The 24,482-nt window shown below is 47.4% G+C and carries 25 protein-coding genes; 19 read left to right on the forward strand and 6 right to left on the reverse strand.

The annotated features are described in order from the left end of the window. Positions 1 to 44 precede the first annotated feature (44 nt). Both D3H65_RS31965 and hisB read left to right on the forward strand, forming a co-directional pair. Positions 45 to 410 (forward strand): four helix bundle protein, encoded by a 366-nt coding sequence (locus tag D3H65_RS31965; protein WP_119054201.1) that lies wholly within the window; start codon positions 45 to 47, stop codon positions 408 to 410. A gap of 81 nt (positions 411 to 491) precedes the next feature. Continuing rightward, positions 492 to 1,631 carry a bifunctional histidinol-phosphatase/imidazoleglycerol-phosphate dehydratase HisB gene (gene hisB / locus D3H65_RS31970; protein WP_119054202.1) on the forward strand — a complete coding sequence of 380 codons (1,140 nt, stop codon included), beginning with the start codon at positions 492 to 494 and terminating at the stop codon, positions 1,629 to 1,631. A 169-nt stretch (positions 1,632 to 1,800) separates the two neighbouring features. On the opposite strand, the gene D3H65_RS31975 is transcribed toward hisB, so the two are convergent. Both D3H65_RS31975 and D3H65_RS31980 read right to left on the reverse strand, forming a co-directional pair. Continuing rightward, on the reverse strand, positions 1,801 to 2,082 hold the full coding sequence (locus D3H65_RS31975) for a GNAT family N-acetyltransferase (protein ID WP_119054203.1): 282 nt from the start codon (positions 2,080 to 2,082) through the stop codon (positions 1,801 to 1,803). 30 nt (positions 2,083 to 2,112) lie between these two features. Beyond that, positions 2,113 to 2,640: an RBBP9/YdeN family alpha/beta hydrolase gene (locus tag D3H65_RS31980; RefSeq protein WP_119054204.1), complete on the reverse strand. Its 528-nt coding sequence runs from the start codon at positions 2,638 to 2,640 to the stop codon at positions 2,113 to 2,115. A 294-nt stretch (positions 2,641 to 2,934) separates the two neighbouring features. Here D3H65_RS31980 and D3H65_RS31985 point away from each other — a divergent pair, with 294 nt between their 5' ends. From D3H65_RS31985 to D3H65_RS32050, 14 genes are all read left to right on the forward strand, one after another. Next, entirely contained in the window at positions 2,935 to 4,353 is a 1,419-nt protein-coding gene (locus tag D3H65_RS31985) for an anthranilate synthase component I family protein (RefSeq protein WP_119054734.1), read from the forward strand. Positions 4,354 to 4,437: 84 nt separating this feature from the next. After that, the gene (locus D3H65_RS31990) at positions 4,438 to 5,010 is read left to right on the forward strand and encodes an anthranilate synthase component II (protein ID WP_119054205.1); all 573 of its coding nucleotides are present in this window, start codon (positions 4,438 to 4,440) and stop codon (positions 5,008 to 5,010) included. A gap of 2 nt (positions 5,011 to 5,012) precedes the next feature. Next, positions 5,013 to 6,008 (forward strand): anthranilate phosphoribosyltransferase, encoded by a 996-nt coding sequence (gene trpD, locus D3H65_RS31995; protein ID WP_119054206.1) that lies wholly within the window; start codon positions 5,013 to 5,015, stop codon positions 6,006 to 6,008. Between the two features lie 74 nt (positions 6,009 to 6,082). Further along, positions 6,083 to 6,862 carry an indole-3-glycerol phosphate synthase TrpC gene (gene trpC, locus D3H65_RS32000; RefSeq protein WP_119054207.1) on the forward strand — a complete coding sequence of 260 codons (780 nt, stop codon included), beginning with the start codon at positions 6,083 to 6,085 and terminating at the stop codon, positions 6,860 to 6,862. A gap of 74 nt (positions 6,863 to 6,936) precedes the next feature. Beyond that, a complete protein-coding gene (locus tag D3H65_RS32005; RefSeq protein WP_119054208.1) occupies positions 6,937 to 7,569 on the forward strand; it encodes a phosphoribosylanthranilate isomerase in 633 nt (210 codons plus the stop codon). A 177-nt stretch (positions 7,570 to 7,746) separates the two neighbouring features. After that, a complete protein-coding gene (locus D3H65_RS32010) occupies positions 7,747 to 8,265 on the forward strand; it encodes a GNAT family N-acetyltransferase (RefSeq protein ID WP_119054209.1) in 519 nt (172 codons plus the stop codon). Positions 8,266 to 8,367: 102 nt separating this feature from the next. Further along, positions 8,368 to 9,588, forward strand: a complete 1,221-nt coding sequence (gene trpB / locus D3H65_RS32015; protein WP_449406364.1) for a tryptophan synthase subunit beta — start codon at positions 8,368 to 8,370, stop codon at positions 9,586 to 9,588. Between the two features lie 146 nt (positions 9,589 to 9,734). Further along, entirely contained in the window at positions 9,735 to 10,565 is an 831-nt protein-coding gene (gene trpA / locus D3H65_RS32020; protein WP_119054211.1) for a tryptophan synthase subunit alpha, read from the forward strand. A 56-nt stretch (positions 10,566 to 10,621) separates the two neighbouring features. Next, the gene (gene hisH, locus D3H65_RS32025; RefSeq protein ID WP_119054212.1) at positions 10,622 to 11,215 is read left to right on the forward strand and encodes an imidazole glycerol phosphate synthase subunit HisH; all 594 of its coding nucleotides are present in this window, start codon (positions 10,622 to 10,624) and stop codon (positions 11,213 to 11,215) included. A 1-nt stretch (position 11,216) separates the two neighbouring features. Beyond that, positions 11,217 to 12,341 (forward strand): 1-(5-phosphoribosyl)-5-[(5-phosphoribosylamino)methylideneamino]imidazole-4-carboxamide isomerase, encoded by a 1,125-nt coding sequence (gene hisA, locus D3H65_RS32030; RefSeq protein WP_119054213.1) that lies wholly within the window; start codon positions 11,217 to 11,219, stop codon positions 12,339 to 12,341. A gap of 18 nt (positions 12,342 to 12,359) precedes the next feature. Beyond that, positions 12,360 to 13,121 (forward strand): imidazole glycerol phosphate synthase subunit HisF, encoded by a 762-nt coding sequence (gene hisF, locus D3H65_RS32035; RefSeq protein ID WP_119054214.1) that lies wholly within the window; start codon positions 12,360 to 12,362, stop codon positions 13,119 to 13,121. Beyond that, positions 13,118 to 13,315, forward strand: coding sequence for a hypothetical protein (locus D3H65_RS32040; RefSeq protein ID WP_119054215.1), 198 nt, complete (start codon positions 13,118 to 13,120; stop codon positions 13,313 to 13,315). Before hisF ends, D3H65_RS32040 begins: the two co-directional genes overlap by 4 nt. Positions 13,316 to 13,317: 2 nt before the next feature. Continuing rightward, the gene (hisIE, locus tag D3H65_RS32045; RefSeq protein WP_119054216.1) at positions 13,318 to 13,914 is read left to right on the forward strand and encodes a bifunctional phosphoribosyl-AMP cyclohydrolase/phosphoribosyl-ATP diphosphatase HisIE; all 597 of its coding nucleotides are present in this window, start codon (positions 13,318 to 13,320) and stop codon (positions 13,912 to 13,914) included. Between the two features lie 10 nt (positions 13,915 to 13,924). After that, positions 13,925 to 15,010: a TlpA disulfide reductase family protein gene (locus D3H65_RS32050; RefSeq protein ID WP_119054217.1), complete on the forward strand. Its 1,086-nt coding sequence runs from the start codon at positions 13,925 to 13,927 to the stop codon at positions 15,008 to 15,010. 164 nt (positions 15,011 to 15,174) lie between these two features. On the opposite strand, the gene D3H65_RS33230 is transcribed toward D3H65_RS32050, so the two are convergent. Together D3H65_RS33230 and D3H65_RS32055 are read right to left on the reverse strand one after the other, a co-directional pair. Continuing rightward, the gene (locus D3H65_RS33230) at positions 15,175 to 15,327 is read right to left on the reverse strand and encodes a hypothetical protein (RefSeq protein ID WP_211345581.1); all 153 of its coding nucleotides are present in this window, start codon (positions 15,325 to 15,327) and stop codon (positions 15,175 to 15,177) included. Then, entirely contained in the window at positions 15,318 to 16,286 is a 969-nt protein-coding gene (locus tag D3H65_RS32055; RefSeq protein ID WP_211345582.1) for a DUF2911 domain-containing protein, read from the reverse strand. Before D3H65_RS32055 ends, D3H65_RS33230 begins: the two co-directional genes overlap by 10 nt. Positions 16,287 to 16,624: 338 nt before the next feature. On the opposite strand from D3H65_RS32055, the gene D3H65_RS32060 reads away from it, so the two are divergent. After that, on the forward strand, positions 16,625 to 17,269 hold the full coding sequence (locus D3H65_RS32060) for a hypothetical protein (RefSeq protein ID WP_119054218.1): 645 nt from the start codon (positions 16,625 to 16,627) through the stop codon (positions 17,267 to 17,269). Positions 17,270 to 17,558: 289 nt separating this feature from the next. Here D3H65_RS32060 and D3H65_RS32065 read toward each other — a convergent pair whose 3' ends face one another. After that, the gene (locus tag D3H65_RS32065; protein WP_119054219.1) at positions 17,559 to 19,979 is read right to left on the reverse strand and encodes a transglycosylase domain-containing protein; all 2,421 of its coding nucleotides are present in this window, start codon (positions 19,977 to 19,979) and stop codon (positions 17,559 to 17,561) included. Positions 19,980 to 20,196: 217 nt separating this feature from the next. Continuing rightward, the gene (porW, locus tag D3H65_RS32070; protein ID WP_119054220.1) at positions 20,197 to 23,337 is read right to left on the reverse strand and encodes a type IX secretion system periplasmic lipoprotein PorW/SprE; all 3,141 of its coding nucleotides are present in this window, start codon (positions 23,335 to 23,337) and stop codon (positions 20,197 to 20,199) included. Between the two features lie 146 nt (positions 23,338 to 23,483). On the opposite strand from porW, the gene D3H65_RS32075 reads away from it, so the two are divergent. After that, positions 23,484 to 23,879, forward strand: coding sequence for a hypothetical protein (locus D3H65_RS32075; protein ID WP_119054221.1), 396 nt, complete (start codon positions 23,484 to 23,486; stop codon positions 23,877 to 23,879). 128 nt (positions 23,880 to 24,007) lie between these two features. After that, positions 24,008 to 24,454, forward strand: coding sequence for a bactofilin family protein (locus D3H65_RS32080; protein WP_119054222.1), 447 nt, complete (start codon positions 24,008 to 24,010; stop codon positions 24,452 to 24,454). Positions 24,455 to 24,482 lie beyond the last annotated feature (28 nt).

Here is a 24,482-nt window from a genome sequence, read left to right on the forward strand (position 1 = left end):
TTGGTAGCATGTTTAATTAATTGCTTAACCTCAATGTTATTAACATGCAACCTGCAAAATGTTTTGAAGACCTGTTTGTATGGCAGAAAGCTCACCAGTTTACTATCGGTATTTATGGCTATACACGAAATTTTCCGCGTGAAGAAGTATATGGACTAACTTCGCAATTCAGAAGAGCCGCTGTTTCGATAGCAGCCAATATTGCAGAAGGGTTTAAAAAGCGAAGTGGGAAAGACAAGGCAAGGTTTATGAATATTGCACAAGGTTCATTGGAAGAGTGCAGGTATTACCTAATACTTTCCAGGGACCTTAATTATGGTGAAAACCAGTCTTTGGGCGATTTGCTGGATGAAGTGAGTAGAATGCTTGAGTCTTACCACAATGCAATCTCGAAATCTATAATTAATTAATACAATACTATTCATTGTGAATTCCATGTGCTGGTTCCTATATTCTGGATTCTGGATACTGGATTCTAAATTCTGTTCTTCATGAAAAGAGTGTTATTCATCGACCGCGACGGTACATTGATCCACGAAGCTCCTCCTACTTATCAGCTGGACTCTTATGACAAGCTTACTTTTTATCCCGGTATGTTTGAGTACATGGGAAGGATTGCCCGTGAGTTTGACTATGAGCTGGTGATCGTGACCAACCAGGATGGATTGGGCACGCCAGGGTTTCCGGAAGATACTTTCTGGCCATTGCACAACCTGGTGATGAAGAGCCTGGAAGGTGAAGGCATTCATTTCAGCGCTACGTATATTGACCGCTCCTTTCCTAAGGACAATGCACCTACCCGCAAACCGGGTACCGGCATGCTCACCCAATACCTCAATAATGAGGCCTACGATATTGAGAATTCCTACGTGATCGGCGACCGCATCACCGATGTACAACTGGCCAAGAACCTGGGCTGTAAAGCCATCTGGCTCAACAATGATGCTTCCCTGGGAGCCGGTGAGATCAAGGACAAAGTAGCTGAACTGCAACATGTGATCGCCCTGGAAACCACCAAATGGAGTGAGATCTATGAATACCTCCGACTGGGATTGCGCACTGTGATCCATGAGCGCAATACCAGCGAAACACAGATCAAGATCGAACTCAATGTGGATGGCAGCGGCAAAGCACGCATCATTACAGGACTTGGTTTCTTCGACCATATGCTGGACCAGATCGCTCGTCATGGTAAGATGGACCTTACCATCCGCGCCAATGGCGACCTACATATTGATGAGCACCATACCATTGAAGATACTGGTATTGCCTTGGGTGAAGCCTTTGCACAGGCCCTGGCCGATAAGCGGGGCATGGAACGTTATGGTTTTGCCTTGCCTATGGATGAAGCAGACGCCAAGGTATTGATTGATTTCGGCGGCCGCAGCTGGATCGTATGGAATGCAGAATTCCGTCGGGAAAGGATAGGGGAGATGCCTACTGAAATGTTCTTCCACTTCTTCAAATCATTCTCCGATGCCGCCAGGTGCAACCTGCACATTGAATGTCATGGCGACAATGAACACCATAAAATAGAAGCGATCTTCAAAGCATTCGCCAAAGCCATCCGCATGGCCGTAAAGCGTGATCCGCTGAGTAATTATTTGCCGAGTACGAAAGGGGTGTTGTAATTACGGATTTCGAATGTAGCATGTAGGATTGCTGCCGCGATTGGTACCCGCAAATAAAGATTCAGGTCGCCGGACTTTCTAAGCCACCAGGAAGTTCGTAGTTGTTTATATTGTTACACATAAAGAATTCGAAATCCTACATCCTACATCCTACATCCTACATCCGGAATTATAACAGCACATCTTGCCATTCCTTTACCCTGTCAAACACAGACTTGGCGAAGGGGCAGAGCGGTATGATCTTGATATTATTGGTGCGTGCATATTCCACGGCAGCGTAAACAAGTTGTTTACCGATGCCTTTGCCGGAGAGTGATTCGTCTACTTCCGTATGTTCGATGAGCATTTGACCGGCATTGGGCGTCGAGTACACCATTTCGGCCAGTATTTTACCATCCTGTTCTACATAGAACATACTTTTGACCTTCCCTTCTTTGTGTTGTATCAGCATCTTTTAACGTGTTGTGGTGAATCCTGCAATTTAATACAATTGTTGGAGCAGGGCCATGCCTTCCGGCCAGAGCCCCAGGTTGCTCGCTGAATTAATATGCCCATAGTCGCCTACATTCACGAGGCGGCTGCCCCAGGCATCGGCAAATTGCTGCGCACGCTCCATCGTTACATACATATCATTTGTGCTGGCCACCGTGATGGACGGGAAAGGCAGTTTGTTCAGGGGCATGGGCATGAAGCCTGTAGTGCCGGGCGGATAGCTGGGGGCATCCACATCACTGGGACCAACCAGTAAAGCGCCTTTGATCACCCGGTTGTACCGGGCAGCCCAACGCACAATGGTGCAGCAGGCAAGACTATGCCCTACCAGTATCACCTTGTGAGGGGCATGCTGTGTTACAGCAGCATCGATGGTGTTGATCCAGTCTTCGCAAACCGGGGTATCCCAATCAAGCTGCTCAATACGGGTAAAACCGTAAGCTGTTTCCCATTGCGTTTGCCAGTGTTGCGGGCCGGAGTTATTGAGGCCCGGGAGGATAAAGATGATGGGGTTCATGCTCTAAAGATAAAGCAACAGCCGGAGTTACACAGGGTTACCCTCACATTAACGTTTTCTTGGATCTGGTCCCTTTTGGATTTTTTTTGGCAGAATGGAATTGCTACCGCATATTTGCACTACAATGGTATTGAACAAACAAAATAATCAGTGGTGGTGGCATACAAACTCTAAACGGGGCTTGTAACGCTGCTATTGTTGTTTTATAACACTATATTCAGGGCCCCGATGTATCATCGGGGCTTTTTTATTTTATTCTTTATCAACTATAAATTTCTTTCAGAGGGACCAGGCATGAAAAAAATAGCTATTCAGACGAATTGTAAAAAGATGCTGGCCGATGTGTATACCCCCGTGGGTATCTACCTGCGTGTGCGGGACCGTTTCCGCGATACGGTATTGCTGGAAAGCACCGATCACCATGCGGCCGATAACAGTTATTCCTTCATTTGTATCAATGCCATCGCCGGTATGGAGATCACCTCCACCCGCAGCATTGAATTCAAATGGCCGGGCGAAACCCCTGAAAAGATCACTGTAAAGGATGTGCAGGAAGTGCCGCAGCTGCTATGGGATTTCATGCAGCGGTTTGAGGTGACCGGAACCTCCACCAAAGAAAGCCGGTTTGCCCAGGGACTGTATGGCTATACTACCTTCGATGCGGTACAGTTCTTCGACACCATACAGTTGAAGTCCGGCAGCGTAACCCCGGATATTCCCCTGATGCGCTACCGCCTGTATCAATACGTGATTGCCATCAACCATTATAAAGACGAACTGTTCATCTGTGAAAATGTGATCAAGGGATTGGACAGCGACTTATCAATAGTAGAGTCCCTTATCCGCAGCAAGGATGTACCCGTATATCCTTTTAAAGCACAAGGTGAAGAGGTATCCAATATGACCGATGAAGCCTACCGCGAGATGGTGACCAAGGGTATCCAGAGCTGTTTCCGCGGCGATGTATTCCAGATCGTATTGAGCCGCCGCTTTCAACAAGCCTTCCAGGGCGATGAGTTCAATGTATACAGGGCCCTGCGCAGCATCAATCCTTCTCCTTATTTATTCTTTTTCGATTACGGCGATTATAAACTCATGGGCTCTTCTCCCGAATCCCAGATACTGATCCAGCAAGGCAAGGCAGTAGTACATCCTATTGCCGGTACTTTTAAACGCACCGGTGATGATGAAACGGATAAACTGGAGGCCGACCGTTTATTGAAAGATGCCAAAGAGAATGCCGAGCACGTAATGCTGGTAGACCTGGCGCGTAATGACCTGAGCAGGGTATGCGATGAAGTCGCAGTAGAGCATTACCGGGAAGTACAATACTACAGCCATGTGATCCACCTGGTAAGTGAGGTGACTGGTAAAGTGCGGCCCAATGCCAATCCTTTTGAATTGATGGCTAAAACATTTCCCGCAGGCACTTTGAGTGGAGCGCCTAAATTCAGGGCCATGGAGCTGATCGACTCTTATGAACCTACTACCCGCAGTTACTATGGCGGCGCCATTGGTTTCATGGGATTTGATGGCACTTGCATCCACGCCATCATGATCCGTACTTTCCTGAGCAGGCAAAACACCTTGTTTTACCAGGCAGGAGCCGGGGTAGTGGCCGCCAGCAAACCGGAAAGCGAATTGCAGGAAGTGAATAACAAACTAGGCGCCCTGAAAAAGGCCATTGTTTTTGCAGAAGAGATATCTAAATAATAACGCTTCGATTTACGGGTCGCGGGCTGTTTTGCTCGCAGCTCGTAGCTCAAAGCTCGCCGCTAACTAATAAAACCCATTACATTGACCCGGATATTAGTTTTTGACAATTACGATTCGTTCACTTACAACCTGGTGCATTTGGTAGAAAAGATATTGCACCAGAAAGTAGAGGTATTCCGTAACGACCAGATCCCTTTGGAGAAAGTAAAGGAGTATGACAAGATCATTTTGTCACCCGGTCCGGGTATTCCGGAAGAAGCAGGCCTGTTGTTGCCGTTGATCAAAGAATATGCTGCTTCCAAATCCATCCTGGGCGTATGCCTGGGGCACCAGGCCATTGGACAAGCCTTCGGTGGCAAACTGGTAAACCTGAGTACCGTATACCACGGCGTGGCTACGCCCTGCCAGATACTGGATCGCAAGGCGCCCCTCTTTGCAGGACTGCCTGCCGAAATTGAAGTAGGCCGTTACCATAGCTGGGTTATCAGTGAGGAAGGTTTCCCGAAAGAGTTGGAGATCACCGCCCGGGAAGCCAATAACTTTATTATGGCTTTGCAGCATAAAAAGTACGATGTACAGGGCGTTCAGTTTCACCCCGAAAGTGTACTGACACCCGTAGGCGAACAAATATTACGTAACTGGTTGAAAAACTAATTATGAAAAAGATATTACAGTTGTTATTTGAACACAAATCCCTCAGCAGGGCTACTGCGAAGGAAGTGTTGGTCAATATCGGCAAAGGCGTATACAACGAGCATGAGGTTACTTCCTTCATGACCGTATACCTGATGCGCAGTATCACCATCGAAGAGCTGCAGGGCTTCCAGGATGCCTTGCTGGAGCTTTGTGTGCCGGTAGACCTCAATGGCCATGCTACCATTGATATTGTAGGTACCGGTGGCGATGGAAAGAATACGTTCAATATTTCCACCCTGGCCTGTTTTGTGGTAGCGGGTACCGGGCAAAAAGTGTCCAAGCATGGCAATTATGGCGCTTCTTCCATCAGCGGTGCTTCGAACGTAATGGAGCAACTGGGCTATAAGTTTAAGAATGATGCCGCGCAGTTGAAGAAGGAAGTAGAAGAAGCTAATATTTGTTTTCTGCATGCACCCCTCTTTCATCCGGCCTTAAAGACAGTAGGCCCCATCCGGAAAAACCTGGGCGTACGTACTTTCTTCAATATGCTGGGGCCCATGGTCAATCCTGCTTCGCCAGCCTTTCAGCTGGTAGGTGTATACAGCCTGGAGATGGCGCGTATCTACAATTATTTGTTGCAACAAACCGATAAGGCATTTACCATCATTCACGGACTGGATGGGTATGATGAAATATCCCTCACCAACGATACCAAGGTGATCACCAATTCCGGCGAACGGGTGATGACGCCTGAGCAGTTGGGTAAGCGCATGGTGATGGCGGCAGATATTTCCGGAGGCAATAGTGTAGAAGAAGCTGCCAAAATATTTGTGAAGATATTGAACCGCGAAGGCAGCTGGTCACAGAATGCCGTGGTGTTGGCCAATGCTGCGATGGCCCTGCATTGCACCGGCCAATACAAAAAGTATGATGATGCCTATGCGGCGGCTGTAGAAAGTCTGGAGAGCGGAAAAGCGAAAGCAGCGCTCGATAAACTGGTCGGGCTGCAGTCGTGAATAGTGAGCCGTGAATGGTTGATGAGAGGGCTGGTTCGATGATTAATAAGTAATAAAATACAACAAGCGGATCGATGAATATTCTGGATAAAATAATTGCGTACAAAAGAAAAGAAGTAGCGGGAAGGAAAGCGGTGACCAGCATGGCCGACCTGGAAAAAAGCCCGGCTTTTGCACGCCCTGTATTGTCATTGAAGCAGTTTTTGCTGGATGATAGCAAAACAGGTATTATTGCCGAATTTAAGCGGCAATCGCCTTCCAAAGGGGTCATTAACGGAGAGGCCGATGTAGTGGCGGTAACCACCGCTTATGCACAGAATGGGGCTTCTGGTTTATCTGTATTGACAGATGCTGGCTTTTTTGGCGGCAGTACCGAAGACCTGGTGAAAGCCAGGGTAAACCAGATCCCGATCCTGCGGAAGGATTTTATCATTGATGAATACCAGATCGTAGAAGCCAAAGCAATGGGAGCCGATGTAATTTTGCTCATCGCAGCCTGTCTGACACCAGCTGACGTGAAGCGCCTGGCCGCTTTTGCCCAAAGCCTGCAACTGGAAGTTTTATTGGAATTGCATGGGGAGGAAGAACTGGAACACATTTGTGAAGAAACGGTATTGGTAGGGATCAATAACCGCAACCTGAAAACCTTTGCGGTTGATATTGAACGCAGCCTGGCTATGGCACTGCGCATCCCGGCCGGTAAAGTGAAGATCGCGGAAAGCGGTATTTCTTCCGTAGAAAATATCCGCCTGTTCCGTGATCATGGATTCAGGGGTTTTCTCATCGGAGAGAACTTTATGAAAGAACCCAATCCAGGTCTTGCCTTTGAGCAGTTCGTGAAAGCCATCCAATGATGTGGTCAACCACCATACCATCGGATGGACGATTGATTTGCCAGATACAACTAACACTTAAAATCTGACAACACATGAGAGTAAAAGTTTGCGGCATGACACAACCCGACCAGGTAGAAGCATTGGCTGCCATGGGCGTCACCTTTGCCGGTTTTATTTTTTATCCTAAAAGTCCGCGGTATGTGTTTAAGCACATGACGACTACACAGATCCGCAAATTCAATAATATCAATAAGGTGGGCGTATTTGTCAATGCGCCTATTGAAGAGGTACTGCACCTGGTAGATGAATGCCGCCTGCACATGGTACAGCTGCATGGCGATGAACCACCCAAGTATTGCGAGAAGATCGCCGATTATGTATCTGTGGTAAAAGCATTCCGTTTGAGTGACAATGACAGTGTGGAATGGATGATCAAACCCTATATGGATGTGTGCGATATGTTTATGTTTGATACCATGGGTGTGGGATACGGCGGCACAGGCAAAAAGTTTGACTGGAGCATGTTGAGGAACAGTACTATCGGCAAGCCTTTCTTCCTGAGTGGTGGTATTGAGCCGGGCGACGAAGAAGAACTGAAGGCCTTTTCACAGCAACCAGTAGCCAAAGCTTTATTTGCAATAGATATCAACAGCAAGTTTGAATTGACTCCCGGGGTGAAGGATATGGAGAAAGTGAAGGCGTTTGTTGATAAGGTGAAGTTATGAGGTGGCGAATCAAATTTTATTGTCATTTCGAACGGAGCGAAGCGGAGTGAGAAATCTGCTTGCGTCGATAGGAGATTTCTCCCTGCGGTCGAAATGACAAAAAAAGCGAGTCGAAATGACAAAGGGAAGTCCAAATGACAAGGCAACAAGTTCTTTCAAAGTATTAAAATCAGTAGCATGGTTACTGTTCGTTTGGCGGAAGAAAAAGACCTTCCGGAAATATTGGTCATCTACAATGATATCATTGTAAATACCACGGCGGTATATGATTATAAACCGCATACCCCTGCCATGCGAAAGCAGTGGTGGGATACCAAAAAGGAGCAGGGATTCCCGGTATTTGTAGCAGAAGAAGCGGGCAGGGTAGTGGGCTTTAGTTCCATAGGTCCCTTCAGGGCCTGGGCAGCTTACAAATATTCCGTCGAGAATTCAATATACGTGGCATCGGATGTAAGAGGCAAGGGCATTGGGAAACTGTTGATACCACCATTGATCGAAGCCGCTACCCAACTAAACATGCATACCATACTGGCCGGTATCGATGCCAGCAACAAAGCCAGCATTCAATTGCATGAAAAGTTTGGGTTTAAAGAAGTAGCGAACTTCCGGCAGGTGGGATATAAGTTTGGCCGATGGCTTGACCTGAAATTCCTGCAACTGGTACTGGCAACACCGGTACAGCCAGAGGAAAGATGAGTAAACAAATTAATGTCAGGAGCCTGTCGAAGGCGTCTAAAGGGTGGGTCGCCCTCAAAGGGCGGCTCACCCTGACATAAGAGAATATAAAATAGCAGACCAATGATCAATCGAACGATGCCCCTGGGGCAATATAAAGGAACCTACCAGCAGCCAAATATATTTGGATACTACGGAAATTTCGGCGGCGCTTATATCCCCGAAATGCTGCACCGCAATGTAGAAGAACTGAAGAACCGGTATCTTCAGATTATGTACGATGCCTCTTTTCAGAAAGAGTTTCACGATCTCCTGAAAAACTATGTGGGCAGACCTACTCCCTTGTACCTGGCCCAGCGGCTGAGCAAACAATTCAATACAAAGATCTACCTCAAGCGGGAAGACCTTTGTCATACCGGCGCCCATAAGATCAACAATACCATCGGCCAGATATTACTGGCAGAGCGCCTGGGCAAGAAACGCATTATTGCAGAAACAGGAGCAGGTCAGCATGGCGTAGCTACTGCTACCGTGTGTGCATTGAAAGGCGTAGAATGCATCGTATACATGGGTGAAAAAGACATCGAGCGGCAGGCGCCCAATGTGGCCCGGATGAAAATGCTGGGCGCTACCGTGATCCCTGCCACCAGCGGCAGTAAGACCCTGAAGGATGCTACCAACGAAGCTATCCGCGACTGGATCAATAACCCCGGGGACACCCATTATATCATTGGCAGCGTAGTAGGGCCGCACCCTTACCCGGATATGGTGGCCCGTTTTCAAAGCGTGATCAGTGAAGAGATACGCCGCCAGCTGAAAGAAGAAACAGGCAGTGAATTCCCTTCCCATGTATTGGCTTGTGTAGGTGGCGGCAGCAATGCAGCCGGCGCCTTCTACCATTTCCTGGAAGAATTTAACGTGCAATTGGTAGCGATAGAAGCAGCTGGCCATGGTGTTGACAGCGGCATGAGCGCTGCTACCACCCAACTGGGAAAACCTGGTGTACTGCACGGCAGCAAAAGCCTGGTGATGCAAACAGAAGACGGACAGGTAGTAGAGCCACACAGTATTTCAGCAGGACTTGATTACCCCGGCATTGGCCCCCTGCATGCCCACTTGTACGAAACAGGCCGCGCTAAGTTCTTAAGTGCTACCGATGAGGATGCATTGAAGGCAGCCTTTAACCTCGCCAAGCTGGAAGGAATCATCCCGGCACTGGAATCCGCCCATGCTTTATCAGCATTGAACCAACTGTCCTTTAAATCAAGTGATGTGGTGGTGCTTTGTTTGTCGGGCAGGGGCGATAAGGACCTCGCCACATACATGAAGGCAATGGAGGAATAGGTATTAGCTTTTAGGTATTAGGATTTAGCCATTCGTCGCCGGCTGTTCGCTAACAGCTAAAGGCTAAAAGCTAACAGCTCTTTACTCTTTAGGCATGAAGAGTATGAGATTCTCTAAATAATAACATTACGCGTTAAGTAAACAACATGAGCAGGATACAGGAGTTATTCAAAAGGAAGAAAGACCATGTGTTGAATATTTATTGTACAGCAGGTTATCCGCAGGCAGATAGCACCCTGCCCGTGATGCAGGCCTTGCAGGATAATGGGGCCAACCTCATCGAGCTGGGTATGCCTTACAGCGATCCCCTGGCCGATGGCCCGGTGATACAGGCCAGCAGCAGCATTGCCCTGGCCAATGGTATGACCATCAAAAAGCTGTTTGCACAGCTGAAGGATATGAGAAGTAAAAAAGGGACCGTCGATGCAGAAGGCGGTGGCAGTGGCGGACTGCGGGGAGGCCATATCCATGTGCCGGTGATCCTGATGGGGTATATGAACCCTGTATTACAATATGGATTTGAAAAGTTTTGTGCCGATGCAGCCGCTGTAGGGATCGATGGGCTGATATTACCCGATCTTCCTGAGCATGAATTTGAAACAGAATACGGTCCCATCATCAAAAAGTATGGCCTGGATTTCATCTTCCTGGTAACCCCGGAAACTTCTGCAGAACGTATCCGGAAACTGAATGCCCTCAGTACCGGTTTTCTTTATGCCGTATCTTCTTCTTCCACTACCGGGAAAGACAAAGACATGGGCGGTGTAAGTGCTTACCTGCAACGCTTGCAGGATATGAAACTGAGCAACCCCATATTGGTGGGTTTTGGTATTAAAGACAAAGCGAGCTTTGAAGCTGCCTGTGCCTATACGCAGGGTGCTATCATCGGTACTGCATTTATACAAGCCCTGGAAAACAAAATGGAAAAAGAAGTACCAGCCGCCATTGAGCAATTTTTGAATAAGGTCTTACAATAAAAACGTCACGGGTGGGTCGCCTTTCAAAGGCGGCTCACCCTGATAATAATATCATTATGAGTTTAGTGATCGTTAAATACAATGCCGGTAATATTCAATCTGTATTGTATGCCTTGGAAAGGATCGGTGTGGAAGCCGTGGTGACAGATGACCATGAGCAGATCAGGCAGGCTGATAAAGTGATCTTTCCGGGGGTAGGCGAGGCCAGCAGCGCCATGCGCTACCTGAAAGAAAGAGGACTGGATGAAGTGTTGAAAAGCCTGCAACAGCCTGTACTGGGCATCTGCCTGGGCATGCAATTGATGTGTGCCTACAGCGAAGAAAATGATACCCCCTGCCTGGGCATCTTTCCCGAGCAGGTGAAGTTGTTTAAGCCCGCCGCTGGCAGTACCCTCAAAGTGCCACAAATAGGCTGGAATTCCATCTACAACCTGAAGACAGACCTTCTGAAACAAACAGCAGAAAACAGCTATTGTTATTTTGTACATGGTTATTATGCTGCGCTGGGCGATCATACCATCGCCACCACCGATTATGTACAACCTTATAGCGCCGGTCTGCACCGCGATAATTTCTACGGGCTGCAGTTTCACCCCGAGAAGAGCGCGAAGGTGGGAGAGCAATTGTTAAAGAACTTTTTGAGTATATAAGATGGAGATCAAACCCGTACCATTGCCCGATGTATGGAGGATACGCCAGGTGGTCATGTATCCCGAAGAAAACCTTGACTTTGTAAAGCTGGGAGAAGATGAAAAAGGATTGCATTGGGGCGTATATATAAAGGGTGAGCCTGTATCGGTGATCTCCGTATTTGAGGAATGGGGACAGGTGCAGTTCAGGAAATTTGCCACCCTTCATCCCCACCAGGGAAAAGGTTATGGCACCGCCTTGCTGCAATATGTAATGGATTGGGCAAAGCGCCAGGGCAAGCGCTCCATCTGGTGTAATGCCAGGCTGACAGCCACCAGCATTTATAAAAAGTTTGGTATGAAGGCCACCGGTACTTCCTGGCAGAAGTATGGCCTGGATTTTATTAAAATGGAAAAACAGTTACAACATCGTATGCAGATCATTCCCGCTATTGATATTATTGATGGAAAATGTGTGCGCCTTACCCAAGGCGATTACCAACAGAAGAAAGTGTACAATGAGCACCCACTCGAAGTAGCCCTGGAATTTGAAGGCGCGGGTTTGGAGCGCCTGCACCTGGTAGACCTTGATGGGGCCAAAGCCGGCGCCGTGAAGAACTGGAAGGTATTGGAGACCATTGCGGCCAAAATAAAAATGGTGATCGACTTCGGTGGCGGCATCAAAACCGATAAGGATGTAGACATTGTATTTAATTCAGGTGCAGCATTGGCCACCGTGGGCAGCATTGCCGTAAAGAATGAGCAGGAGTTTGTAAAATGGTTATTGACCTATGGCGCCGATAAATTCCTGCTGGGGGCTGATGTAAAAGAAGAGAAGATCGCCGTAGGCGGCTGGCTGGAAACCACCGATATATGGATATATGATTTCATTGAAAAATACCTGGCCCATGGTGTACAGCAGATATTCTGTACCGATGTGAGTAAAGATGGCTTGTTGCAGGGACCTGCAACGGAACTGTATCAAAACATCATCAGGAAGTTTCCGACATTGAACCTGATAGCCAGTGGCGGCGTGAGCAATATGAACGATGTATTGCAGCTGCAGGAGATCGGCTGCAGTGGCGCCATCATTGGCAAAGCTATTTATGAGGGGCATGTTACCATCAATGACCTCGCAAAATTATAAGCTAATAAAACTATCGAAGTGTTAACAAAGCGAATTATACCCTGCCTGGATATCAAGGACGGCCGCACGGTAAAAGGAACCAATTTTATGAATCTGCGCGATGCAGGCGACCCCGTAGAACTGGGCGCCCTGTATGCACAGCAGGGCGCCGATGAACTGGTATTCCTGGATATTACGGCAACCAATGAGAGAAGGAAGACTTTAAGTGAGCTGGTCAACCGGATAGCCCACCATATCAATATCCCGTTTACCGTGGGCGGTGGTATAAGCAGCGTGGAAGATGTGCAGGTATTGCTGCAAAACGGAGCCGATAAAATATCCGTGAATACCGCAGCCTTTAAGCGCCCGGAACTGATCGGGGAACTGGCCAGGGAGTTTGGCAGTCAATGTGTGGTGCTGGCCATTGATACCCGCCTGGAAGCCGATGGTGAATGGTATGTATACCTCAACGGGGGGCGTGTGAAAACCGAAGTCACCTGTTTTGACTGGGCCAAACAAGGCGTAGACCTGGGCGCCGGAGAGATTCTGCTCACTTCCATGAACCACGATGGCACCAAACAGGGATTTGCCCTCGATATCACCCGCCGGCTGGCAGAAGCCCTGCCCGTGCCGGTGATCGCCAGCGGCGGCGGCGGCACCATGCAGCATTTTGTGGATGTATTTGAACAGGGAAAGGCCGATGCAGCCCTCGCTGCCAGTATCTTCCATTTTAAGGAGATCAGTATTCCGGAATTAAAGGGATATTTGCAGGGTAAGCAAATCGCAATCAGACCAGTATGATCCCATCTGTTATTCTTTTCCTTGCTGTTAGTGCCGGCATCATGCTGGTGCTCTTCAATTACATAAAGAACAAGCAGATGGACCGTGAAGCGGACCGGCATGGAAGACTGCATGAAAAGCAGGAGGAGCTAATGGAATCATTACGGGCGAAGAAAAAAGAGAATACACAAGACCGAACTCAGCATACAGATTAAACATGAAAGTAGATTATTCAAAATACACCGATGGACTGGTACCTGCTATAGTGCAGGATTTCAAAACCCATAAAGTATTGATGCTGGGGTTTATGAATGAAGAGGCCGTGAAGAAAACCATGTCCGAAGGCAAGGTTACTTTTTACAGCCGCAGTAAAAAGCGTTTGTGGACCAAAGGCGAGGAGAGTGGCAATCACTTACTGGTGAAAGAGATCATGTCCGATTGTGACAATGATACCCTGCTTATCAAAGCACAGCCCCTGGGCCCTACCTGCCATACAGGTGCCGATACCTGCTGGAGTGAAAGGAACCACCAGGAAGATTTCCTGTATTACCTGGAAGACATTATAGAGCTGCGTAAAAAGAGTTCCGACGAGAAATCCTACGTAAAGCAACTCTTTGGTAAAGGCATCAATAAAATGGCCCAAAAAGTGGGGGAGGAAGCCGTGGAACTGGTGATCGAAGCCAAAGATTCAAATGATGATCTTTTCCTCAATGAAGCCGCTGACCTGCTTTTCCATTATTTGATTTTACTTAACGCAAAAGGTCATAATTTAGAGTCCGTCGTGAACATTCTACGGCAGCGTCATTCAAAATAAATAGCTCTCTATGAAGCAGTTACTGGTATGCATATTATTAATACCCATGGGATTACTGGCTCAGTCGGGGTTTGTGATCAAGGGAAATGTGATGGGCCTGCCCGAGGCGTCCAAAGTGACCCTCACGGATGTTAACAATGCAACCGACACCCTGGCCCGCGGCAAGGTGGAAAAGGGCGTGTTTGAACTGAAAGGATCCATCAAAGAGGCCAATCTTTACCAGTTGAATTTTGATGGGGTGGAAAAGAAGACCATCCTGTTCATCGGCAATGACAATGTTACCGTACAGGGTAATGTGGAGAAGGTGCAGGACATCCAGGTAAAGGGCTCTCCTGTACACGATGACTTCGTTACCTTCCAAAGCACTTTCAACCCTCTTTTCAAGAAGCTGACAGAAATGAACCAGCAGCTATACGCTACACCCAATGTGCAACCTGGCGATTCCATCATGGTGGCTTATATGAATCACGTGGAAAAAACAAAGGCTGCTATTGAAAAGTTTACCATCGAAAAGAAAGGTTCTCCCGTGGCCCCTTTCGTGTTGGTAGTAACCAGCGAACTGGAGCAGGATATCAGCATTCTCGAAAAGCATTTTAACCTGCTTGCTGCTAACGGTCAACAGGGCTTTTATGGCAAGATCCTGAAACAGCGCATTGATGATAGTAAGATCGGCGCCATTGGCAGCCAGGCCATAGAGTTTAGCCAGAATGATACCACTGGTAAGCCCGTCTCCCTGGCTTCCTTCCGGGGCAAATATGTGCTGGTAGATTTCTGGGCCAGCTGGTGCAAGCCCTGCCGCATGGAGAACCCCAATGTAGTGACCGCTTTCAACAAATTCAAGGATAAGAATTTCACCGTACTGGGTGTATCCCTCGACAGAGAAAAGCAATCCTGGTTACAGGCCATCAAAGATGATAATCTTGCCTGGACCCAGGTGAGCGACCTGAAATTCTGGAGCAATGAAGTAGCCCGCCTGTATAAAGTAGAGGGCATACCTCAAAACTTCCTCATTGACCCTACTGGTAAGATCATCGGTAAAAACCTACGCGGAGCAGGATTGCAATCAAAGCTTTGCGAACTGCTGGGATGTAATTGATTTCGAATTTCGGATGTAGGATGTAGTATTGCTGACGCGAATTGAACTCACTGATTACTTATAAATAACGAACCCGCTGATATAGTTTGGCTTTATCAGCGGGTTATGATTTAATCGACAACTCGCATTCGGAGAATCCTAAATTCTACATCCGACATCCGACATTAATTTACATCCTTTCCGTCCTGCAGCAGCTGTAGGATCCTCATCACATTGTCCTTATTCACTTTGTCGGGCGCTTGTGGAAGGGCTTTCAAAGCATATTCTGTCGCTTTCTTGTAATCTTTGAGCGCTGAATACCCTCTCGTCATACCCATATTGGTGGTGAAGGTATTGGGATTCTTATCGTAGTCAGTTTGAAAGCATCGAATGCTTCCTTGTATTTCTTTTGCTGTAGTAACTGCCTCGCATAATTATGGATCTGTGCGGGATTGCCCAGTGGCAACGCTTCTTTCATCAAGGCCTCCGCTTCCGCCCCCCGGTTCAACCTGGCCAGTAACTGCGCTTTCGTAGAAAGCGTGGTGAAGTTCTTATTACCCACAAATGTGCCGTTGACCGCTTCTTCCGCCCAGGCTAATCCTTCTTCAAAGTTTGTATTGTGCACCAGACAATAGACGGCGGCTTGGTTGTAGTTTTGCCAGCCTGGATTAAAGCTTTTCTCACTGCGCAGCTCCTTACGGAAAGATTCCAGCTGGATGTTGACATAATCCGTTGACACCCGGAAGGGGATCATGAGTTTCTCCCATTCCAGCGCCACGGTGGCCGATGAATCGGTCTGATTGAGGAATTCATATTTGAGCCACTCCACACTTTTATCAAGTGGCATGGGTTTAACCGTCACTCGCACCGCATCTTCTTTATCATTGTAAAAGAAGCTACCCCAGGAGGTATAGTTTTTAGAAAGAATAACCGTAGAAGCGAGAGAGTCGTAAGCAATGAATAAACCGTATTTGCCCGCCGGTACCGGTTTACCTTCAATCATCACCGGCGTAGTAAATGCTATCACTGTATTCTCGTTGGCGCCTGCCCGCCAGGGAGCATTTTTGCTGGTGCCAAATCCTAGGTCTGTAAAACCTTTGTGCACCAGGTTGCCCCATATCTTGCCTTCCCGACCTTTTACAGCCGGACGGCCGTATTCAATACTTACATTGGTAATGCCGATATTCTCACTTACCTCGGCTTTCCTGTTACCGCCATCGGGCGTAGTGGTGAGTTGGGCAACCGTGTTGGAGAGGAGGAGTAGCACAGCCGCAGCAGTCAGCAATTCGTTTTTCATGCAGGTTTGTTTTAGTTAACTAAAGCTAAAGAAGATTACAGCACAAGGAAAGCGAATTGGGACTTGCTGTCAAAAGAACAGGATGAACTGACGGTTTTTATGACCTAAGGTAAATACATGATAAAAGCGATCTTTTTCATGCATACATGTTTGAAAACCAACGTAACAGGTTGTTGGATAGGTTATTTCTGCTATTCATGGTACAGATCCGGTCGTTAATAGACCAAGACTGCTGGTTTGCATTCTATGAAGCATTTGCTACCGTTTATTAACTAAATCAGGCGGTTTGCTAATTGCCCCTATGGCGATCGCCGGGCACTTGGTTACTTTGTATCGAAATGATGATCACCCGGTATACACAATGGCTGTTTACATCTGTTTTATTACTGCCTGTCTTTTATATACAGGCGCAAACCACTTCAACTATGGCAGGTGAGTATTATCTGAGAGGCGTGATGGAAGTGGCCTCTGGTTTTAAATTGAATCCCGATGCTACTTTCCAGTTCTTCTTTTCTTATGGTGCCCTCGACCGTTATGGTACCGGTCAATGGGAGGAGAAAGAAGGGAAAGTAATCCTCAACAGCAAGCCGCAGCCGGCCAGGGATTTTGCACTGGTGACCAGTAAGAAGGTACCAGGCAATCAAATCACTATCCGCATCACAGAAAAGAACGCAGCGTTACTGCGTTTTGTACATGCCAGGATAGGCCCTGGTAATACTGCTGAAATGCTGGAAGCCGATCAAAAAGGAATGATCGTATTGCCAAAGCAGGCCATCGATTCCATCACCTTGCTATTTGAATTCTGTCCCGAGCGTTCTTCTACCTTTTCTGTTGCGGATACTACGCATAATTATTTTGAGTTCCGCTTTGAGCCCTGGCTTATGGAGGTGTTTTTCAGGAATTTCACTTTGCAGGTGGATAAAGAAGGATTGTATGGAAAACATCCACTGATGGAAGGTGCTGAATTTCATTATAATAAATGATACACCGGCAACGTTAAAGCTCATCGACCCTTATTTACTAACCTTTATTAATAACTGTTTTATGTGGCTGTCATTTTTACTTTACATCATTGTTTCACTGGGCTTACTGGTTTTCCAACTCAGGCGCAAGGGAGCTTAGGGAGAAGAATACAGAATGTAGAATATAGAATCCAGAAGAATACAAGAGCTGGAAATTGGCTTTTATAAAAAAAGGCGTTGATAATTCATCAACGCCTTTAATATATTACGAACCCATGCTGGATTCTATATTCTGAATTCTATATTCTTCTTAATTCCCCTCTTTATCTTTCTTCTTTCCGCCGAAGATGCGCCTGAAGAGTCCGTCCTTTTTCTTTTTCTCCTCTTGTTTTACTTCCTCTTTGGGATCTTTCTTCTCCGGTACCTGGTTTTTAGGTTTCACTGCTTCTTCCAGTACCTTTTGTTCTTCTATCGCTTGTTTGGAGTCTGTAGGAATGTTTTGCGTATCCGGTGTGCCCAGGTATTCATCAGCTGTACCATTGCCCTGGTTGGCGCCTTCTGCACCGGGATCAGGGGTACGATCAGCTATGCCGCCGTAATCGTACAACTGCTCACTGCGCATGTTTTCCGGTTGTACAAACCTCGCCTGTTTATCCAGTCCCAGCGTTTTATCAGCCAAGGCTTTCTGGAAGAAATATTCCCAGATGGGGCGTGCTGCCCGGCCACCTTCACCAAGGCCGCCATCCAGGCGAATGAAGCGGTCATCACAACCGATCCAGGCCCCTGCCATCAACTGCGGTGTAAAGCCAAAGAACCAGGCATCCGAATTGTCGTTGGTAGTACCGGTTTTACCGCCCATTTCCGCTATTCCTAAACGTGCACGCAGGCCGGCCGCTGTTCCATAATCTGTTGCACCCTGCATCATGCGGGCCATCGTATAAGCTGTTGTTTGACTGATCACCTCTTTGCGTTCCGTAGCAAAGGGTGTCAGCACATTACCGTTCTTGTCTTCAATGCGTGTAATATAAATGGGCTTCGTGCTGAAACCGCCCGAAGGGAACATCGTATAGCCCCACATCATCTCGTACAGCGAAAGATCGCAGGTACCGAGCGCAATGGAAGGGTAGGGATCTACCTTGGTAGGTATATTGATCTGCTTCAGGAAATCAGCAAAACGCTGTGGCGTAGTTTGCTTAATGATATAAGCCGCTACTTCGTTGACCGACCATGCCAATCCGCTGGCCATCGTACGCGTACCCACACGGCCCCTGTTCTTGGCAGGTACATAACCGGATCCGGGAAAGTATTGCTGCGTTTGCTCACACTGTGTTTCCGGGGTAAAGCCGTATTCTTCTACCGCCAGTGAATACAGGAATGGCTTGATGGAAGAACCTACCTGTCTTTTTGTTTTCAGGTTTACGTGGTCGTATTTGTAATTCTTAAAGTCGATGCCGCCTACCCAGGCTTTTACCTGTCCGCTGAGTGGGTCCATCACCATGAACGATGCCTGCATCATCTCCCGGTTGTATTTGATGGAATCCATCGGTGTCATCACCGTATCTTTCTCTTTCTTCGGATTCCAGGCAAATACCTTCATGGGCGTTTTCTGGTAGAAGGTTTTCTTGATCTCAGCATCACTCAGGCCATCCTCTTTCAGGTTTTTCCAGCGCTGGCTGCTTTTCATGTATCCTTCCAGTATATTATCGTGCCCCTTCCAGATAGCATCAGTTTTTACACCGCGCTGTGCTGCCAGCGCGCGTTGTAATACAGGCAGGTGTTTGGCTACCGCTTCTTCTGCATACAGCTGCATGCGCGGATTAATGGTGGTGTAGATATGAAGACCATCTGCGTAGATATCGTATTCGTCGCCATTGGGTTTTTTATGGTCTTTGGCCCATTTCTTCAACTCTTCACGGATCACATCCAGGAAGTAAGGAGCAATACCATTGTTCTCATCCATCTTTTTATAATTCAGGCGGATGGGTTCCTTTTTTAATTTGGCTGCCTCTGCTTCCGAGAGGAAATTGTTGCGCGCCATCAACTCGATTACCGTATTGCGCCGGTCAAAAGATGCTTTGTAATTCGTTCTTGGATTGTAGGTACCGGTGGCTTTTTGCATGCCTACCAATACCGCCGCTTCTTCTACCGTAAGACGGTCTGGCTCTTTGGAAAAGAAAGTACGGGCAGCATTGCGGATGCCGTATACGTTATCGCTGAAGGAAACAGTATTCAGGTACAGTGCTATGATCTCCTGTTTGGTGAAATTGCGTTCCAGCTTGATCGCAATAATATTTTCTTTGAGTTTTTGTAAGATCCGTGATACAATATTCGTAGCCCGCTCATCAAACATATTGAGGGCCAGCTGCTGGGTAATGGTGCTGGCACCGCCATCCCTCCCCAGGGTAGCAAGGGCCTTGGTAAGGCGAATGCCATCAATACCCGAATGGTCATAAAAGCGCTTGTCTTCCGTGGCTACCAACGCGTTGATCACATGCTTTGAAATATCATTATACTTCACATAGCTGCGGTTGCCCCGCTCCCGGTAATATTTGCCCATCGGTGTACCATCATCGCCAAAAACCTCAGAGGCAAGGGTAATAGAAGGATTCTCCAGTTCATCCAGTGAAGGCATTTTACCGAATAAACCCCAATTAATGAGCAGTAAAAACAATACAATACCGAGAAAGCCATATAGGAATATGCGCCAAAAGATCTTAACAGGACGGGTCATATTAATAATTAACTTTTAGTAAGGGTTATAGTTCAACTGCAAAAACCATACTTGAATGCATTGCTGCAAACCTGTCAGGTGGGATTGGTATATAAGTGCTTGTATTTCAGTAAAGTTCGGATTTTTCACCATTTCACTAAAATGTTAAAACTTCAATTTGATGTGCATAGCCATGTCCGCGCTGTATTCTTCTGAATACTGTATTCTGTATTCTTTCCTAGAATTTTCCCGGGAACATTTGCTGCAAAAATAGTTTATAGGTGTCTACGTCCCTGGTATTCTGTAATACGCCGAGGTTGGCATCCGTAACGATCACAAAGGTATATTTAGCCGTTGGCAGCCAGGGGATCAATTCCCCGGTAGCTATTTTGCGGGCTTTCTCCATGTATTCGAGGGCGGCATTGGCATTTTCAAAACTGGAAATGGTCATCAGTCGCACGGTATCAGACAGCGCCTGGTTGCCAATCTGGAAAGCTTTATTGAAATAGCGTTCTTTATTGTACCGGTTGAAGGCATTCCGGGCCTCTGTGATGTATACAGGATCCACTTTCGTAAGCACCAGCGCTACCATATGCGTTGCATTGGGATCATAGAAGAAAGCTGGTTTGCCGGGGGCCACGGTCACTTCGCGGGCCCTTACCACACTATCCTTTGGCGGAGCTGCCGGTTTTTGCTGCACACTGTCCGTAACCGGTTGTTTGGGAATAGGCGTAGCATTTAGGACCAGCGCATCACGTTTCAGCTTATCCGTAGCAATAGGCGCTTTTTGTGCGTTCTGTGTACTGTCTTTTTTAACAGCGGAAGATTTGGTAGTGGTTTCTATAATACGTGCCTGCTCTTCCTCTACCACCGGAGGCGCTACTACGGGCGTATCCTTCTTCACCGGCCCGATGGGAGAATCGTCGATGATGGTGATGCTGTCATCCTTGGGTCGTTCTATTTTCAGCTTCGTCAGATAATCCTCAATCTGCGCCCGGCGACCCAATACATCAATAAGCGTTTTGGCTTTTTCAGCCATAGGTGTATTGGGGAAAGTGGTAACGATATTATTGAGCGATGCCTTCGCTGAATCGTCGAGCCGTTGGTGAATGAAGTACACAGACTGGATGTACAGTAATTGAGGAGTCCAGTAATTTTTGCCATAGATGCTATCCGCCACTTTCTTTTGTTCGAGGGCATCCATAAAATTGCCTTCAATGAACAGGTTGTACACGTGCTCATACTGCCTGGTCATGGCAGCTTTGGCCGCCAGTTCTTCCGGCGTACCTTTGGGATTCGATACCGTTTTCTCAAAGGAAGTACCCGGATATTTGGCTTTCAGTTCTGCCGCTACTTTGTTGGCGCTGGCAGTAAGGCCCATTTTGTTGTAGCAATAGTACAGGTGGAACAACACTTCCGGCCGCAGGCTGCTGTAACCGAATTTTTCCAGGAACCCTTCAAAAGTGGTAATGGCAGAAGCATAGTCTTCCAGGCCTTCCATATAGGCTACACCAAGTTTTGCCTGTGCATTTTCTATAGAATCATTGGAGAATGCCAATTGCTTTTCGGAGAGTGGCAGGTTTTTTAGCAGGCCTTCATAGCTGAGGTCTCTGCCGCCCTCAGCATTGCCGCCATCGATGCCCCCCTGGGGATTGCCCGCCACCTGATCCGGTAAACCCGGCACCTGGTTGGTGGCCTGTCTTACCGCAGCCATGCGACGCCAGTTGTCTACATTCTGCCGGGAGCCCCATTTGCCCTTGAAGTCTGTATAGCCTTTTGATTTGAGGCCCGGGTTGTAGAAATACCAATCACCCTTTGTATTGCTGCTGCTGAACAGGTCGGGGGGGGGAGTATTGTTGTTATTGTTGTTCAGCAACGGATCGTTGTTATTGACCGCAGAAGGATCTTCTTCTTTGATGCCTTGTTGTTTGCGCAGCTGTTTGGCCAGTTTGCGTACAAAGGCCTCTCTTTCGGCCTCCGGCATGGCCGCAATGCGCTGCAGGCTATCCTGTCTTTGGATGATGGAGAGTTGTTCTACTATACGCACAAGCGCTCCTTTGCGCATATCATATACCTGCTGGCTGAGGATGGTAGAGTCCACTACCGTTACACTGTCGTAATAGTTTTTGGATTCCGCATATTCCTTTTGGTCGAAGCTCAGTCCACCCAGCATCAGGAAAGCCCTTGATTTGTAAAGATTGTCGCCGCTGGGGTTGGTATAACGGGTCGCTTTTAAGAACAATGCTTTGGCGCCGGGAATATTGTTGCGTTCCAGCTCCATTTGCGCCGCTGCAAAATAAATGATGTCGCGGTAGTTCGTATACTTATCGCGACGTGCCATTTTAACCAGTGTATTGATGTTTTCCTGGATGGCTTTTTCATCCCCTTTATTCTGGCGGATGCTGTTGAGCCGTGCATATACTTCCAATACAGGGTCCAGCGTATGGTTGATCACACGGTCATAGAACTCCTGTGATTTTGAGTGGTCTTTGATGCGTTCATACAATTGTGCAATGAGGAATTCCCAGCGTGCTTTTTCCGCCCGGTTGGCGGCATTGGGCAGTGCCCGCTCGAGGTATACAGCGGCACTATCATAAAATTGTTGTTTATAGAAATACCAGGCCTGCACTTCATAGAGGTCCGTTTGTAGCCGGTCCGGAAAGTTGGGGTCGTGTTTCAGCGTTTCTATGAGACCGGATGCTTCTGCCATTTCATCCCTGGCGAGGAAGGTCCTGATCTGCCAGATGAACGATTCATTGCGGCTGGGCGGGCTGGTCCATACCTTGGTAACGAGATCGGTCTTTTCTTTGGTGGAAATAGAGAATGCGTTGCCCCCTTCGTTGGCATTACTGCCAATGGGCATATCATAACCATCTTTTTCCCGCGGCGAATAAATGTAGTTGATGTATTGAAAAGTGAAATAGGCCGTGTCCAGGTTATTCTTGTAATAATAAGCCTTGCCCATGAGCATGTACAGGTTATCCGTCCAGGTGGTGCGGAGGTCGTGGATGAGAATACCCGTATTGGCTTTATAAATGACAGAATCGAGTTCCCTGTCCTGCGACATTTGCTGCAGACTGTAATTGTAAAAGGGGAGGAGCTGCGTATAGTCGTCTTTAAATCCTAGTTTGGCTCTTTCGACGATCTCTTCCAGTTTGGCATTTGCGTTGAAGTGCCAGTTGAATTTGGTAGTACCATTCTGCGTAAAGCGGCGTACAACCGTCCACTTCTTATCACCTGTTTTTTCAGAGCGCAGCTTTTTTTCTTCGTATTTCTTCGGTTTTCCCTTCAGGTCAAAAGAAAGCAAGGGCTGCTGTGCGGAAGTTTCCGGCAACCAAACGTAAGAGAAAATGAATAGTAGTAAGAATATCCGCATCATCGAGACCGTCATTGCTCCGCAAACTAAACCCTTCATAACTGATTTTCAAGAAAAATATTATAAAATCCAGCCTTTATTTTTTTGTTTCCACAGTAGTGTGCTTTTCGGCCTATCTTGTTACCTTTAAAGCGCTGAAAAACCTCTGTATGGCCAAATTCGATGCCAATTCCACCTTGAAACGTTTACAGAACCGCTACCGCCTGGTAGTGATGAATGATGATACTTACGAAGAGGTTGTTACGTTTAAGTTATCACGCCTGAGTGTCTATATTGTTCTAAGCACCATTTTCGTGTTATTGACCGGCCTTACCGTAGCCCTGATCGTGTTTACCCCTCTGCGGATGTATATTCCAGGTTATGGGGATGTAAATGCCACGCGGGAGCTGCGGGAACTGAAGATCCGGACCGATTCCCTGGAGACAGTCATGCACCAGCGGGGCCAATACCTGGATAATGTCAAGAATGTATTGCAGGGCAACCTCAGTGTAAAGCTCGATACTACCGCACTGGACATTCCCAAGCCGGAGACCATTGACGAATAGGGGTTGGCTTTTAGGCATTAGCTGTTAGCCTTTTTAGCACTATAGATATCGTGTAGCATACGAAATACGGCATTCCATACGTTTCGACTTATTGATTCATCATCCTAACTCATTTAAAACCAGTTCATATGTTCAACCAAAAGTCCAAATCCGAAACCTTTCAGGAAACGCCCACGCCCGGTGGCGCGAGTATTATTGCTTCCGGCACTACACTTAAAGGGGATATCAGCAGCAGCGGCGACATCCGTATTGACGGGGTACTGCAGGGCAATATCAACTGCACCGCCAAGGTAGTTATTGGCTCCAATGGTGTGGTCAATGGCGATATTGCAGGCCAGCAGGCTGATATCATGGGCAAAGTGACTGGAACCATCAAGGTGAAGGAATTACTGCAACTGAAAGGCGGAAGCCAGGTAAATGGCAATCTTCATGCAGGTAAGCTGCAAATTGAGCCCACAGCCAATTTCAATGGTCAGTGTCATATGTCAGGAGCCGACAATACCCCCGTACAGACAGCTTCCTCCAATGGCCAGGCCGATAAACGTACCGAAAAAGCGGTATTGGCAGGCGCTTAAACATCGTATCCGTTGTTTATTTTTATAA

This window comes from Paraflavitalea soli (genome assembly GCF_003555545.1).
GTDB lineage: Bacteria > Bacteroidota > Bacteroidia > Chitinophagales > Chitinophagaceae > Paraflavitalea > Paraflavitalea soli.